The sequence below is a fragment of the Serratia sp. Tan611 genome (assembly GCF_905188235.1).
Lineage (GTDB): Bacteria > Pseudomonadota > Gammaproteobacteria > Enterobacterales > Enterobacteriaceae > Serratia_B > Serratia_B rhizosphaerae.
This window is the reverse complement of sequence record NZ_LR994655.1, coordinates 493,913-509,066: the sequence shown is the minus strand read 5'-3', so window position 1 is coordinate 509,066 and position 15,154 is coordinate 493,913. Positions and strand designations below refer to the sequence as shown.

Annotated in this window: 13 protein-coding genes; 3 read left to right on the top strand and 10 right to left on the bottom strand. The window is 59.5% G+C overall.

Features of this window, described 5'->3' with window-relative positions; all coding sequences use genetic code 11:
* Positions 1-11 precede the first annotated feature (11 nt).
* Entirely contained in the window at positions 12-890 is an 879-nt protein-coding gene (locus TAN611_RS02365) for a U32 family peptidase (RefSeq protein ID WP_203067211.1), read from the top strand.
* Between the two features lie 407 nt (positions 891-1,297).
* Here the strand turns inward: TAN611_RS02365 and TAN611_RS02360 are convergent, their stop codons facing one another.
* The 3 genes from TAN611_RS02360 to TAN611_RS02350 are packed head-to-tail and all read right to left on the bottom strand — an operon-like array spanning position 1,298 to position 4,541.
* Positions 1,298-2,437 (bottom strand): ABC transporter permease, encoded by a 1,140-nt coding sequence (locus TAN611_RS02360; protein ID WP_105229542.1) that lies wholly within the window; start codon positions 2,435-2,437, stop codon positions 1,298-1,300.
* On the bottom strand, positions 2,434-3,588 hold the full coding sequence (locus TAN611_RS02355) for an ABC transporter permease (RefSeq protein WP_203067210.1): 1,155 nt from the start codon (positions 3,586-3,588) through the stop codon (positions 2,434-2,436). Before TAN611_RS02355 ends, TAN611_RS02360 begins: the two co-directional genes overlap by 4 nt.
* A complete protein-coding gene (locus tag TAN611_RS02350) occupies positions 3,570-4,541 on the bottom strand; it encodes an HlyD family secretion protein (RefSeq protein ID WP_105229540.1) in 972 nt (323 codons plus the stop codon). Before TAN611_RS02350 ends, TAN611_RS02355 begins: the two co-directional genes overlap by 19 nt.
* Before the next feature lie 210 nt (positions 4,542-4,751).
* Here TAN611_RS02350 and TAN611_RS02345 point away from each other — a divergent pair, with 210 nt between their 5' ends.
* Positions 4,752-5,765, top strand: a complete 1,014-nt coding sequence (locus TAN611_RS02345) for a luciferase-like monooxygenase (RefSeq protein ID WP_111737852.1) — start codon at positions 4,752-4,754, stop codon at positions 5,763-5,765.
* A gap of 42 nt (positions 5,766-5,807) precedes the next feature.
* On the opposite strand, the gene TAN611_RS02340 is transcribed toward TAN611_RS02345, so the two are convergent.
* Positions 5,808-7,247: an MFS transporter gene (locus tag TAN611_RS02340; protein ID WP_203067209.1), complete on the bottom strand. Its 1,440-nt coding sequence runs from the start codon at positions 7,245-7,247 to the stop codon at positions 5,808-5,810.
* 121 nt (positions 7,248-7,368) lie between these two features.
* On the opposite strand from TAN611_RS02340, the gene TAN611_RS02335 reads away from it, so the two are divergent.
* Positions 7,369-8,235, top strand: a complete 867-nt coding sequence (locus TAN611_RS02335; RefSeq protein ID WP_203067208.1) for a helix-turn-helix transcriptional regulator — start codon at positions 7,369-7,371, stop codon at positions 8,233-8,235.
* Between the two features lie 22 nt (positions 8,236-8,257).
* Here the strand turns inward: TAN611_RS02335 and yedF are convergent, their stop codons facing one another.
* The 6 genes from yedF to pnp form a co-directional block, all read right to left on the bottom strand.
* Positions 8,258-8,497: a sulfurtransferase-like selenium metabolism protein YedF gene (gene yedF, locus TAN611_RS02330; protein WP_105229536.1), complete on the bottom strand. Its 240-nt coding sequence runs from the start codon at positions 8,495-8,497 to the stop codon at positions 8,258-8,260.
* Complete coding sequence (gene yedE, locus TAN611_RS02325) at positions 8,497-9,708, bottom strand: selenium metabolism membrane protein YedE/FdhT (protein WP_203067207.1); 1,212 nt, start codon at positions 9,706-9,708, stop codon at positions 8,497-8,499. The genes yedF and yedE overlap by 1 nt, the downstream gene beginning before the upstream one ends.
* A 130-nt stretch (positions 9,709-9,838) precedes the next feature.
* A complete protein-coding gene (locus TAN611_RS02320; protein ID WP_105229534.1) occupies positions 9,839-11,695 on the bottom strand; it encodes a DEAD/DEAH family ATP-dependent RNA helicase in 1,857 nt (618 codons plus the stop codon).
* A complete protein-coding gene (gene yrbN, locus TAN611_RS23650; protein WP_370446995.1) occupies positions 11,685-11,759 on the bottom strand; it encodes a protein YrbN in 75 nt (24 codons plus the stop codon). Before yrbN ends, TAN611_RS02320 begins: the two co-directional genes overlap by 11 nt.
* A gap of 125 nt (positions 11,760-11,884) precedes the next feature.
* On the bottom strand, positions 11,885-12,769 hold the full coding sequence (nlpI, locus tag TAN611_RS02310; RefSeq protein ID WP_105229532.1) for a lipoprotein NlpI: 885 nt from the start codon (positions 12,767-12,769) through the stop codon (positions 11,885-11,887).
* A 128-nt stretch (positions 12,770-12,897) separates the two neighbouring features.
* On the bottom strand, positions 12,898-15,018 hold the full coding sequence (pnp, locus tag TAN611_RS02305) for a polyribonucleotide nucleotidyltransferase (RefSeq protein ID WP_105229531.1): 2,121 nt from the start codon (positions 15,016-15,018) through the stop codon (positions 12,898-12,900).
* Between the last annotated feature and the right edge of the window lie 136 nt (positions 15,019-15,154).

Below are 15,154 nucleotides of genomic sequence, written 5' to 3'. Positions count from 1 at the left end.
CAGGAGGCTGCATGAAATACGCATTGGGGCCGGTGCTCTACTACTGGCCGAAAACCGAGACCGAAAGCTTTTACCAGCAGGCGATGCGCAGCAGCGCCGATATTATTTATCTCGGCGAGAGCGTCTGCACCAAGCGGCGCGAGATGAAAGTCGGCGACTGGCTGGCGCTGGCCAAGACGGTGGCGCAGTCCGGCAAGCAGGTGGTGCTCTCCACGCTGGCGCTGCTGCAGGCCCCCTCCGAGTTAAACGAGCTGAAGCGCTATGTGGAGAACGGCGAATTTCTGATTGAGGCCAACGATCTCGGCACGGTGAATATGGCGGCGGAACGCGGCCTGCCGTTTGTCGCCGGCCATGCGCTGAACTGCTATAACGCCTATACCCTGCGGCTGCTGCACAAGCAGGGCATGACGCGCTGGTGCATGCCGGTGGAGCTGTCCCGCGACTGGCTGGGTAAGGTGCTGGAGCAGTGCGGCGAGCTGGGTTTCCGCCGCGGTTTTGAGGTGGAAGTGCTGGGCTACGGTCACCTGCCGCTGGCCTACTCCGCCCGCTGCTTTACCGCCCGTTCGGAAAACCGCGGCAAGGACGAGTGCGAAACCTGCTGCATCAAATACCCGCAGGGGCGCGCCATGCGCTCACAGGAAGACCAGCAGGTGTTCGTACTCAACGGCATTCAGACGATGAGTGGTTACTGCTACAACCTGGGCAATGAGCTGAGCGGCATGCAGGAGCTGGTCGATATCGTGCGGCTATCGCCGCAGGGCGTGGAGACGTTGACGATGCTCGAGCAGTTCCGCGCCAATGAAAACGCTCAGCAACCGCTGGCGCTGGCTGGCGACAGCGACTGCAACGGCTACTGGCGACGCGTCGCCGGGTTGGAGCTGGTGCGGTAAATACTTCGACCTTAGCGACTCTAACGTCAGCACCCATGGTCGCCAATCCCGGTGCCTGCAAATTCGGGTGTTGGCCTTTAGCGCGCATCACGGGCTGCCGAACAAGGAACCGGAGCCAGGGGCAATCGGCCAGGGATGGCTGATTGAGGAGGCACAGGCAGGGATGCCTGTAGAGCCGACCCGCCCGGCGATGGTGACGCCATGAGGGCACCCGCACAGCGGGCAGAACGTGCCTAAGCGCGGGCGCGGGTGCAGGGGCCGCGCCCTCGGCCCCTGCAATTGCCGTTCACAGAAGTAACAGAGGAATACAGTTCGTTTGCGGCAATTCCAATTACGCAGAGCTTACAGAAACAACTACCTGTACGGCAGTTCACGTTAAATAAACAACGGAAAAAAGGGGCCAGCCGCTACGCCCGCCGCTTACGGAACAGGCTGCGCAGCGCCACGCTGTTGTGCACCAGACCCACCCCGATACCAATCACGGTATACACAGCGCCAAGCAACAGCAGCATCAGCACGTCGTTCCCCACTTCATTCAGCGACATCCCCATCTGGTTCACCCCGGCGATCGCCTTGGTGGCCCAGGTGGAAGGAATGCAGTAGGAAATGGCGCGCACCCAGCCCGGCATCGCCTGCAGCGGCCAGATGGTGCCGGAAAGGTAGAAAATCGGCGTGGTGATAAACGCCAGCGTCAGGTAAATCATCTCCACGCTGCGCAGGCACTCGGTCACCAGCTTCCCTAACCCCAACACCGCCAGCAGGAACGGGAAGGTCAGCAACAGCACTTCCGCAATGTTCGCCGTCTGCCGGTAGCCCAGCACCCATGGCCACAGCACAAACAATACGATCGACAAAAACAGCCAGATCGGCAGCAACGCCGACAGACCGCCGAGATACACCGGGATCGACGGTTTGCCGCTCGGCGCGCTTTTCAGCGCAATGCTGACGCGCACGCTGGCGATCAGCAACGAATGCTGCAGCAGCATGACCAGCAGGCCGGGGAAGACGATCGCCGCAAAGCTGATGCCGGGGTTAAACACGTCCAGCGTCTGCCCCTGAATCGGCGTCAGGATAATCTGCGCCTGCCGCTCGCTAAAGCCGCTGCGCAGCAGCAGCGACGTGTTGTACTGATTAAGCAGCTGCTGATAAGCGGTCACCACGTCCTGCTGGATCTGCCCGTTAGCCAGCCGGTTGGTGGCATCGCCGTACACCGGTACCACAATGTTCTCACCGTGCAGGATCTTCTTCTCCAGATCCACCGGCATAATGATCACCGCAAACAGCTCGCGCCAGCCCAGATCGCGCTGCGCCTGATCCAGACTGTCGTAGGTTTTGATAGCGATTTTCGAGGTGGCGTCCAGCTGACGGATCAGCTCGCGGCTGGCGCTGCTATGATCCTGATCGATCACCCCCACCGGCAGATCCCACACCGAACGGTTGGCATACACCAGGCTCATTACGCACAGCGACAGGATCAACATCAGCCACATCGGCCGTTCCAGCATGCCGATCAGCACCCGGCTAAAGGTTTGCCAGTAACTCTTCATAGCGTTCCCTCGTCCTTAGCCAGCCGCTTCGGCAGCCGGTTGCGCACCAAAAACGCGGTCACCAGCGGATAGACCAACAGCAGCGCGCAGACGCCGAAAATAGCCCGCGCCGGCACCTGACGCAGGAAGACGTCAAACATCGCGTACAGCGCGTGCGTCAACGGTTCAATATTGGAAATAATCCGCGCCGGCAGCGGCATCGACAGCTCCGGCACCGCCATGCCGGAATAGGTCATCGCGATACTGACCAGAATACCGATCAGGCTGTAGGCGGTAATCGCGCTGCCGGTAAAGGTAAACAGCAGCAGGCCGATACTCTGCGCCGCCGCCACGTAGAAAAAACCGATCAGCAGCATAAACAGCGGGTTGCCGCTGACGCGTGCGTCAAAAATACCCACCAGTGCGGCAATCTCAATCATCAGCAGCGTGGTAAAGCTGATGGTGTACGGCGCCAGTTTGCCCAACAGCGCCAGGCTGAACGGTCGTGCGCTCAGCAGCGACTTGCTGCGCGCCATCACGTAGATCATGCAGGTAACGACAAACAACTGCAGCAGGTGAATGGTCGCGGCGAACTGCTGGTAATAAATATAACTGCCGCTGGCGTTAAACAGACTGCCGTAGTTAAGCGTCACATCCGCCAGCGGCGGCAGCGTTTTCCCCATGCTGGCGGCGATAATCGAACGGTAGCTGCCGTTGGTTTCCGTTATCAGGCCGCTGAAATCCTGGGTGGAGTAAAGCCCGGCGCCGTAGAACAGGGCGTTGTAATACAGCACGATGCTCGGCTGCTTGCCCGCCAAGGCATTCGCCTCAAGATCGGGCGGCACATACAGCAGCGCATAGTCCTGCGCGCTGCGCAGCCGGCGCAGCGACTCACTCAACCCGCCGTCATGGGCCTCCACGTGAGCATGAGAGCCGGCGTCCAGTTTACGGACCAGCGATTTTGACAGCGGGCTGTGGTCGTTATCCACCACCGAAACCGGCAGGTTCAGCAACGTCCCCTCCGAGAAGTTGCTGCTGATAAGGCCAAACAGGATCAGCGGGAACAGCCAGCCCAGCCAGTGGATCACCGGGCTGCGGAAAGCAACCCGGCATTCCCGGCTAAACGCGTGGCTGAAGCAGCGCCATCCGGCCCTTACTCTTTCCATTGCCATAAGCTGCTCATCCCTGGGCGCAGGCCTTCAATCGGCTGGGCCGGGTACAGGCGGACTTCAAAGGTTTTCAGGTCGAAATCGCCGGTGGCGCGCGTAGCACGCTTGGTGGCGTAGTCCCCCAGCGGGGCGATATAACGCACTTCGGCATCGATGACTTTATCTTTCAGCGCCGGTACGCGCAGCTTCACTTTATCGCCTTTGCGTATATTGGCCAGAATGTCTTCACGCAGGTTAAACACAAAGTAGGCATCCGGCAGGCGGATCAGCGTCACCAACGGGCTGGAAGCGTTCAGCAGCTCACCGACTTCGGCGGGAATCGGCCCCACTTCGCCGTCGACCGGCGCCTTCACCTGCAGGTCATCAGCCTGCGCCTGCACTTCCAGCAGGTTTTCTTCCGCTGCACGCAGCGCCGCGGCATATTGCTGACGCAGCTCGATACGGTCGCCGTTGATGCCTTCATCCAGCTTGGCCTTCGCATCCTGTACCTGTTGGTAGGCGGTGTCGCGCGAACGGCGCGAACTGTCCAGCTCAGACTTGGAGATATAGCCTTTGGCCGCCACGCTGCGGTTACGATCGTAATCATGCTGCGCGTTGCGCAGTTCGGCCTGCGCCTGTGCCAGACTGGCGCGCAGGCTGCGGATATTCTCTTCACGCGTGCCGTGCAGCGACTGGTCGAGCTGCGCCTTGGCCTCATCGCGCGTTGCCTGTGCCGAACGCAGCTGCGCCAACAGCTCCGGGCTGTCCAGTGTAATCATCACCTGGCCGGCCTTCACGTCGTCGCCGCGTTCAATCAGGCGTTCCACCACCCGTCCCTTGGCTTTCGACGCCACGATCACTTCCGGCGCGTCCACCTCTCCCTGCAGTAATAAGTCCTGATTATGCGAGCGGAATAATACCGCCATCGCAATCGCGATCACCACCAGCAGCAGGGTAAATAAGGTCTTTTTATTCATGCATCAAGCTCCCTGAACGTAAGCGGCAAGCGAAAATGTGACGATCCATACAACGTAGGTCTCTCCCCAAAGGCCATATCTGCGGTAAGGATATCACAAGCACATATATCCTCTTTTATAACCGCAATTTGCATTATGCTTTTAACGTGAAATTGCAGATCCCTGCACTCGCCCTTTAAGCGATGAAACTTGCAACAATGGACGAATGATATGACACAAAACGCATCAGTTCCGCTTTCGGTACTGGATCTTTCCCCGATTCCTCAGGGAGCAAAAGCGCGCGACGCGTTTCACTGCTCTTTAGATTTAGCACAACATGCTGAAAAGTGGGGGTTCCAGCGCTATTGGTTGGCGGAACATCACAATATGACCGGTATCGGCAGCGCGGCGACCTCGGTGCTGCTCGGCTATCTGGCCGCCGGCACCGACACCATTCGGCTGGGCTCCGGCGGCGTGATGCTGCCCAACCATGCGCCGCTGGTGATCGCCGAACAGTTCGGCACGCTGGAGTCGCTGTACCCTGGCCGTATCGATTTGGGGCTGGGCCGCGCGCCGGGCACCGACCAACGCACCATGATGGCGCTGCGCCGCCACCTGTCCGGCGAGGTGGATAACTTCCCACGCGACGTGCAGGAGCTGCAGCACTACTTTGCCGAGGTACAGCCCGGGCAACCGGTGCAGGCGGTGCCGGGCCAGGGGCTGCACGTGCCGATCTGGCTGCTGGGTTCCAGCCTGTACAGCGCCCAGCTGTCCGCCAAGCTTGGCCTGCCGTTCGCCTTCGCCTCCCACTTCGCGCCGGATATGCTGTTCCAGGCGCTGCGCTTGTACCGGGAAAACTATCAGCCTTCCGAACGCTGGCCGCAGCCGCATGCGATGGTATGCGTCAACGTCATTGCCGCCGACAGCGAGCGCGACGCGCGCTTCCTGTTCAGCTCCATGCAGCAGCAGTTTATCAACCTGCGCCGCGGCGAGCCGGGGCCGCTGCCGCCGCCGGTAGACAATATTCACGCGCTGTGGAGCGCCGGCGAGCAGTATGGCGTCGAGCAGGCGCTGAGAATGTCGATCGTCGGCGATGAAAATAACGTGCGTGAAGGCCTGCAGGCGCTGCTGCGCGAAACCGAGGCCGACGAGATTATGGTTAACGGGCAGATCTTCGACCATCAGGCACGACTGCGCTCGTTTGAGATCGTCGCGCAGGTGAAGGATGCGTTAACGCGCGGCTAAACGCCGCGCACTGCGGCGGGGGAGCCTTCCCCCGCCCTCGTTTCAGGTGCGGGACGGCTGTCCGGCCGCCAGCCGCCGATCGGCGCGTAGTACCAGCAGGGTGCGCAGCAGCAGTGCCAGCATCAACAGCAGCTCCAGCACCAATGCCGCCAGCAGCGCATGCAGATAGTCACCCGGCGACGCATGCAGCACCTGCACCAATACCGTCCCCAGCAAAATAGGCCCCAGCCCCAGCGACGTTTGTTGCACCGTCGCCAACAGGGCGCTGCCGGAGCCGGCATGCTCGACCGGCACATCAGCCAGGCCAATACGGAAGAAACCGCTGACGATCAGCGCCTGACCGGCACCGATCAGCAGCGTTGCCGGGATTAAATTGACGATGTCCGGCTGCGGCCATACCAGCAGCATAGTCAGCATCAGCGCCAACAGCCCGCCGATCTGGATCAGGCAGCCAAACAGCAGCGTGCGCACCTTGCCGAAATGCTCAATCACCGTGCTGCTCAGCAGCGAGGAAATAAAATATGCCACCCCGAGCGCAATAAACGCATTGCCCGACTGGAATGCATTCAGCTTCGCCCCCGCCTGCAGCGTCAGCGCCATCACAAACATAAAGCCGCTCCAGCAGGAGAAGAACAGAATAGCGATGGTCAGCCCGAATCTGACGCTCGCCAGCCGCAGCAGCGCCGGCGGCAGCAGCGGGAAGTTATTGCGCCGTTCCTGGCGCCGTTCCACACGCCACAGCTGCAGCAACAGCGGCCCGCTGAGGGCCAGCAGCGCCAGACACGGCCACGGCCAGTGCCACACCGGCCCCAACGCCAGCGGAAACAGCAGGCAAACGATGGTCAGCGCCAGCAGCAAGGTGCCCGGCCAGTCGATATTGACCCGCCGTTGCGCGCGCGTGTCCGGCACCCAGCGATGGGCGCAGACCAGCACCAGCACGCACAGCGGAATATTGATCAAAAAGACGCTGCGCCAGCCGTAACCGGCGATATCCAGCGAAATCAGCAGCCCGCCCAGCACCTGGCCGATAATAAACGCCAGCCCGCCGATGCCGCCGTACAGTGCCATCGCCCGGGCGTGTTCGCGCCCGCGCAGGCAAACGTGAATGGTCGCCATGATCTGCGGCACGATCATCGCCGCGCCGACACCCTGCAGCGTACGCGCCACCAGCAGCAGCCAGACCGAGTTCGCCAGCCCGCACATCAGCGAGGCCAGGGCGAACAGCCGCACGCCCCATAAAAACAGGCGGCGACGCCCCAGGTTATCCCCCATCCGGCCGCCCATCGCCAGACAAACGGCAAACGCCACACCGTAAACCGCGACAATCAACTCCAGCTGCGTCGGCGTGGCGTGCAGCGACTGCGCCATCGCATCCAGCCCGACGTTAACGATGGAAAAGTCGATCATCGGCAACAGTTGCCCCACCAGTAAAATTATCAACCCCGCACGGCCCAGAACGGCCGCGGATGATGGTGTGCTCATCGTGTCCTACCCTTGTATCAAACCAGGAATGTGACTAGCATCACCATTAAATTAAACGGGTACCAGTTCTTGATTATCATGGTATAAAAACTACCGGTCTTATTGCGGAGGGAAACTATTTATGTCTGAAATTACATCCCCAACCGACGCTGGACAGGCGGATAACCGCAAGCAGCTGGGCGCATTTCTGCGCGCGCGCCGTGAAAGTCTCGACCCGAACCGGCTTGGCCTGCCGCGCATGCGCCAGCGCCGTACGCCCGGCCTGCGCCGGGAAGAAGTGGCGCAGTTGGCCGACGTCGGCATTACCTGGTACACCTGGCTGGAGCAGGGTCGGGCGATTCAGGCCTCGACGAAAACCCTGAGTGCCATCGCCCACGCGCTGCAGTGCAATGAGGCGGAAACCCATCATCTGTTCAGGCTGGCCGGTCAAAGCCTGCCGGCCAGCGCCCAGCACGGCGGCTGTGAAAAACTGTCGCCTTACGGACAACGCCTGCTGGATCAGCTTGATCCGCTGCCGGCGATCATCTCCAACGCACGCTTTGATATTCTGGGTTTTAACCGCGCCTACTGCCTGCTGATGGGGGTCGATCTGGCGACGCTGCCGCCCGAGGACCGCAACTGCATCTATCTGGCGTTCACCCACGAGCAGTGGCGCGCCAGCCAGCTGGACTGGGACGATATCATGCCGAAAATGGTGGCGCTGTTCCGCGCGCAAATGGCGGAACACCTGGGCGACCCGGTCTGGGAACAGCAGCTGGCGCGCTATCTGTCGGTCTCGGAGGATTTTCGCGCGCTGTGGGAACGCCACGAGGTGCGCAGCATCGATAATAACGTCAAGCGCTTCCTCCACCCGCAGGTCGGGGAAATGAGCCTGCGGCAGAATAACTGGTGGTCGGCGCCGCGCAACGGCGACCGGATGCTGGTGTATATACCGGCGGATGAACAGAGTGAACGCCGCCTGCAACAACTGACCGGCGGCGCGGAGTAACGGCGGGCGGTGGCCCGCACGGTTAACGTTGGATCAGGTAGCGGATGGTCGGCCCGTCCTGCTGGATATCCAGCACTTTGTAGCCGTGATTACGCGCGTCGAGCGGGATGTTATTGATCGACTGCGGGCAATCGCTGATCACCTCCAGGATTTCGCCGGCCTTCAGCTGCGGCATCGCCTCCAGCGTCGCTACCGCCGGATAAGGACAGGGCTCACCCAGCATGTCCAGGCGGTAATCCGGCACTATCGTTTGTTGCGTCATCACATACTCCTCGCATCAACCCGCTCCGCCCGCGCTTTGGCGCGGAAAAAGCGTTTTTCCCACCACAGCATGGCGACCAACGCCAGCGCCAGCAGCAGATAAGTCACCAGCAACCCGCCCGTCGGGCCGAAGACCTCCAGCAGGTTGATCTTGTCATAGTCGGTGGCCAGCGACGGCGCCAGCGCATCCCAGTAGTAGGCCAGCAGCGTCGCGCCAATGATATTGCCGAGCCCGACCCACCAGTAGTGCACCTGCCCTTCCACCGCGCGGTACATCCAGCCGGTTTCACAGCCGCCGGCCAGCACAATGCCAAAGCCGAACAGCAGACCGCCAATCAGCGCGTTCGGCCCGGCCCACATGATTTTGGGCGCGACGCCCAGCTGTACATAGCTGAAAATGCCGATCGCGCTGACCGCCATGCCTAAAATAATCGCCCGCGCCATATGGGTGCGGCCGGTAATCCACAGGTCGCGAAACGCCGAGGTGAAGCAAATCTGCGCCCGCTCGATCAACAGACCGAAGGCAATGCCGAACAGCATGGCGATGCCCAGCTTCGGCGCATCAAACAGCGTCCACAGCGACCAGGCGCTCATCAGCAGGAAGACCAGCATCCCCAGACGAAAACGGCGGCGCGCCTGTTGCGGCAGCTGGGTCAGCGGCGCGGCGGCCTGCACCTTCTGCAGTTTTATCGGCACGCGGAACAGCGGCAACAGGGTGAATTTGGCGCCAAAGTAAGAGCCGGCGGCGGTCGCCAGCGCAAACAGCCAGGCGTGCAGCGAAAACTGCGGAATGCCGGTAAAAAATGCCGCCAGGTTGCAGCCCATTGCCAGACGCGCGCCAAAGCCGGCGATAATGCCGCCCAGCAGCGCCTGAACGATGCGGATGCGATGCTGCGGCCGGCGCAGCTTGATATTGTTGGCCCACAGCGCGGCGGCGATACAGCCGGCAAACATGCCGATAATCATCCGGCCGTCGATACGCGTCAGCGGCGTGCCCTCCAGCCCAATCACCTTGAAGTAGGCCCACTGCTCGGGATGCAGCCCCAGCCATTGCAGGACGTGGCCACCCCAGCGGGTAAACTCCCCGGTAACCGCCCAGAAGGTGCCGGTGAGGCCAAAGTAGTAGGTAGCCAGCAGACCGGCGGCGATCACCGCCGGCAGCGGCGCCCAGAAGTGCACCAGATAGTCAGTTTTAAATTGTTGCCAGTTCACGGCATCCCCTGTCCGTTAATTCATTAAGAAAAACCTTGTAAATGATACGCCATTTAGCACGGAAAGGCAGATTTCAGACATAAAAAAACCAGCCCGCAGGCTGGTTTTTCAACGGATTGACGAATCCCTATTATGCGTCGCCGAAACGACGACGTGGTGCGCGCTCACGGTTAGCGTTACCGCCACGACGCTCGCCGTTGCCGGCTGCGTTACCGCCTTCACGACGCTCGCCGAAAGAACGACGTGGGCCGCCTTCACGACGTTCGCCGTTAAACGGACGACGGTTGCCGCCGTCGCGACGCTCGCGACGATCGTGCGGCTGTGCATCACCCAGCAGCTGCATGTTCATCGGCTTGTTCAGAATGCGGGTGCGAGTGAAGTGATTCAGGATCTCGCCCGGCATGCCTTTTGGCAGCTCGATGGTGGAGTGGGAACCAAACAGCTTGATGTTACCGATGTAACGGCTGCTGATGTCGCCTTCGTTGGCGATAGCGCCTACGATGTGACGCACTTCTACACCGTCATCACGACCCACTTCAATGCGGTACAGCTGCATTTCGCCAACGTCACGACGCTCGCGACGCGGACGGTCACCGTCACGACGATCGCCGCGGCGATCATCACGATCGTTGAACTCACGTGGTTTACGCGGCTTGAATACCGGATCCGGCGGCAGGATCAGCGGACGTTCGCCCTGCGCCATTTTCAGCAGCGCGGCGGCCAGCGTTTCCATTTCCAGCTCTTCTTCCGGCTGCAGTTTCGCCAGCAGCGCGCGGTACATATCCAGATCGCTGCTTTCCAGCTGCTGCTGTACTTTAGCCGCGAATTTCTCCAGACGGCGTTTGCCCAGCAGTTCTGCATTCGGCAGTTCAACTTCCGGGATGGTCAGCTTCATGGTGCGCTCGATGTTGCGCAGCAGGCGACGTTCGCGGTTTTCCACGAACAGCAGCGCGCGACCGGCACGACCGGCACGGCCGGTACGACCGATACGGTGAACGTAAGATTCTGCGTCCATCGGGATGTCGTAGTTTACCACCAGGCTGATACGCTCAACGTCCAGACCACGCGCCGCAACGTCGGTGGCGATCAGGATATCCAGGCGGCCGTCCTTCAGGCGCTCCAGGGTCTGCTCACGCAGCGCCTGGTTCATGTCGCCGTTCAGCGCGGCGCTGCTGTAGCCGTTACGCTCCAGCGCTTCTGCCACTTCCAGCGTCGCGTTTTTGGTGCGCACGAAGATAATCGCCGCATCAAAGTCTTCCGCTTCCAGGAAACGCACCAGCGCTTCGTTTTTACGCATGCCGTACGCCGTCCAGTAGCTCTGGCTGATGTCCGGACGGGTGGTGATGCTGGACTGAATGCGCACTTCCTGCGGCTCTTTCATAAAGCGGCGGGTAATGCGACGAATCGCTTCCGGCATGGTGGCGGAGAACAGCGCGGTCTGATGTTCAGCCGGGATTTCCGCCATGATGGTTTCAACGTCTTCGATAAAGCCCATGCGCAGCATTTCGTCGGCTTCATCCAGCACCAGACCGCTCAGGTTAGAGAGGTTCAGGGTGCCGCGCTTCAGGTGGTCCAGCAGACGGCCTGGGGTACCCACCACGATTTGTGGGCCCTGACGCAGGGCGCGCAGCTGTACGTCGTAACGTTGGCCGCCGTACAGGGCCACGACGTTTACGCCGTTCATGTGTTTGGAGAAATCGGTCATCGCTTCAGCAACCTGTACCGCCAGTTCGCGGGTTGGCGCCAGCACCAGGATTTGCGGTGCCTTCAGAGAAGCGTCGATATTGTGCAGCAGCGGCAGCGAGAACGCCGCAGTCTTGCCGCTGCCGGTTTGTGCCATACCCAGCACATCGCGGCCGTTCAACAGGTGAGGAATACACTCAGCCTGAATAGGTGATGGCTTAACATAGCCCAGGTCGTTCAGAGCAGAAATGATCGGAGCAGACAGCCCCAGGTCAGCAAAAGAGGTTTCAAGCTCAGTAGTCATGTACACGTGCCTCATTAATAATGGCTGCCAGTCTACATAACTCATCGCGAAAATTTTCAGTCATTTTCATTGAAAAGTGTGAACCGGCTCAAATTAGATTATAAAACGAACAAAAAAGCCCTCACCCGTTAAGGCGATAGCGATGGCAAAACGCCATGGTCTATCCGGCAGAAAATTAGTGTTCGTCAGCTATTGCTGGTCCGATTCCGATAGGTCGTCTTGTTCTTGGCCCAAAAGCGCCAATTCCAACAATGCATAGCGGTGCTCAACAAAGTTATGAACGTTGTTAGCGACCGTCAGTTTGAACAACGCCGAAGCGGAGTTCTTGTCCCCCAGACTCAGGTAGTGTTTACCCAAATAGAAGTCAGTTTCACTGAGATGCTCAGCGAGCGAAGTGTTATCCGTTGCATCTGCCTTGAGGCGTTCCATCAGCGTGTTTTCGCTGATATCGCCCAGGTAGAATTCGACAATATTCCATCCCCATTGCCCTCTGTCCGCTTTGTCATAACGCTGCTGGAGCGCGGTGACGGCCATCTTGGGATCGATTTCTCTTTCCACCAGATACAGCCATAACGAACGGAAGGGATCGTTTGGGTCGTCTTGATAAAACGCCTGCAGATCATCCTGCGCCAACGGGAAGCGGCCGCCATAATACAGTGCGATGCCCCGGTTTAAACGCGCGTAATTGTAAGTTGGATCAAGCTCTAGTACAGAATCAAACGCTTCATAGGCAGCATCAAAATTGCCTGCCTGCGTTAAGTAAATGCCCAGGTAGTTGAAAACTTCCGGCATATCAGGACGTATCGCCAGCGCTTGTGAAAAATCATTGCGCGCCAGTGCACGTAGCCCGAGGCTATCATACAGCACACCGCGCTCATATAAAAGCTGTGCGCGTTCATCGTCCGTCAGTGCCCGGCTGGCAAGTATTTGTTCCATGCGCGCCAGGATCACTTCCTGCTGCAGCGTCGGCTGCAACGGGATCGCCAAAACTTCGTCTTTACGCCAATCATTGTTGCTGCATCCTGCCAGCATGAGCGCTGTCGCAACGTAACACCAGCGTAAGAAAAGCTTCATTTCCCACTCCCGAAGACAAACATTGGATAACGTCCTGTCCTCCGCTTGCTAAAACGCGGATATCCTACCCGCGCGTATACGGACAGCCCCCGCCCTGCGGCGGGGAACTGTCAAAACTGTGTTACAGTTTATTCTGCTTCAGGCGCAGCAGGCGCCGCCGCTTCAGAGGCAGTGGCTTCCTTGATGCTCAGGCGCACACGGCCCTGGCGATCAACTTCCAGCACCTTAACCGGCACTTCCTGGCCCATCTGCAGATAGTCGGTCACTTTCTCAACGCGCTTGTCGGCGATCTGAGAAATATGCACCAGGCCTTCTTTACCGCCGCCGATGGCCACAAAGGCGCCAAAGTCAACGATACGGGTCACTTTACCCTGGTAAATGCGGCCAACTTCGATCTCGGCGGTGATCTCTTCAATACGACGAATCGCGTATTTAGCTTTCTCACCGTCGGTCGCTGCGATTTTAACTGTACCATCATCTTCGATTTCAATGGTAGTGCCAGTCTCTTCGGTCAGCGCACGAATCACAGAGCCGCCTTTACCGATCACATCCTTAATTTTGTCCGGATTGATCTTCATGGTGTGGATACGCGGTGCGAACTGAGAGATATCGCCGCGCGGCGTGCTGATCGCCTGTTCCATCACGCCCAGAATGTGCAGACGCGCACCCTTGGCCTGGTTCAGCGCCACCTGCATGATTTCGCGGGTGATGCCTTCAATTTTAATATCCATCTGCAGCGCGGTGATGCCGTCACGGCTACCGGCCACTTTGAAGTCCATGTCGCCCAGGTGATCTTCATCGCCCAGAATGTCCGACAGTACCACAAAGTTTTCGTCTTCTTTTACCAGACCCATGGCGATACCTGCAACCGCGGCCTTGATTGGCACACCTGCATCCATCAGCGCCAGAGATGCGCCACAGACGGAAGCCATGGAAGAAGAACCGTTGGATTCAGTGATCTCGGACACCACGCGAACGGTGTACGGGAAATCTTCCGGTTTAGGCATCATAGCCAATACGCCGCGTTTCGCCAGGCGACCGTGACCAATTTCACGACGCTTAGGTGAACCGACCATGCCGGTTTCGCCCACGGAGTATGGAGGGAAGTTGTAGTGGAACAGGAAGCTGTCGGTCTTTTCGCCCATCAGCTCATCCAGGTTCTGCGCGTCGCGCGCGGTACCCAGAGTGGCGGTAACCAGAGCCTGCGTTTCACCACGGGTGAACAGCGCGGAACCGTGGGTACGCGGCAGCACGCCGGTACGCACGTCCAGACCACGGATCATGTCTTTTTCACGGCCGTCGATACGCGGCTCGCCGCGCAGTACGCGGCTACGCACCACGTTCTTCTCCAGATCGCCCAAGGCATCCTGAATGTCTGCAGCGTCCAGCGTTTCGTCTTGCTCCAGCAGCGCGGCGGTGACGTCTTCTTTGATGGCGTCAACCTGTGCGTAGCGCTCCTGCTTTTCAGTGATCTGGTAAGCATCACCCAGACGGCTTTGCGCCAGTTCGGCTACGCGCGCCTGCAGCGCTTCGTTAACCGGGGTCGGCTGCCAGTCCCACTTAGGTTTGCCGACTTCAGCAACCAGTGAGTTGATGTTGTCGATAACCACCTGCTGCTGTTCGTGGCCAAACACCACGGCGCCCAGCATCTGATCTTCGCTCAGCACTTCGGCTTCGGACTCAACCATCAGCACTGCGCCAGCGGTACCGGCAACCACCAGATCCAGACGGCTCTCTTTCAGCTCGTCAACGGTCGGGTTCAGTACGTACTGGTCATTGATGTAACCCACGCGCGCTGCGCCGATTGGGCCACTGAACGGAATGCCTGACAGGCTCAGTGCCGCAGATGCGCCGATCATCGCCACGATATCCGGGTTAACCTGTGGGTTAACGGAAACCACGGTCGCAATCACCTGCACTTCGTTCAGGAAGTGATCCGGGAACAGTGGGCGGATTGGACGGTCAATCAGACGGGAAGTCAGGGTTTCGCCTTCGCTTGGACGGCCTTCACGGCGGAAGAAGCTGCCCGGGATACGGCCGGCGGCGTAGGTACGCTCCTGATAGTTCACGGTCAGCGGGAAGAAGCTCTGGCCAGGCTTGGCTTTTTTCTGGCCTACAACCGTAACGAATACGGCAGTGTCGTCCATGCTTACCATAACGGCGGCAGTCGCCTGACGCGCCATCATACCGGTCTCAATGGTGACGGTATGCTGGCCATACTGGAATTTGCGAATAGTCGGTGTCAGCAAAATTTTATCCTTAGATGTGGCGCGCAATCACCTCGACGGCTCGGCGCGCCAGTGAATCACTGACCTTCTCACTACATCCTCGCGACTAATGACAACCCTTATTCACCTGGCGGAATAAAGTCTCTCATTAGCCGCG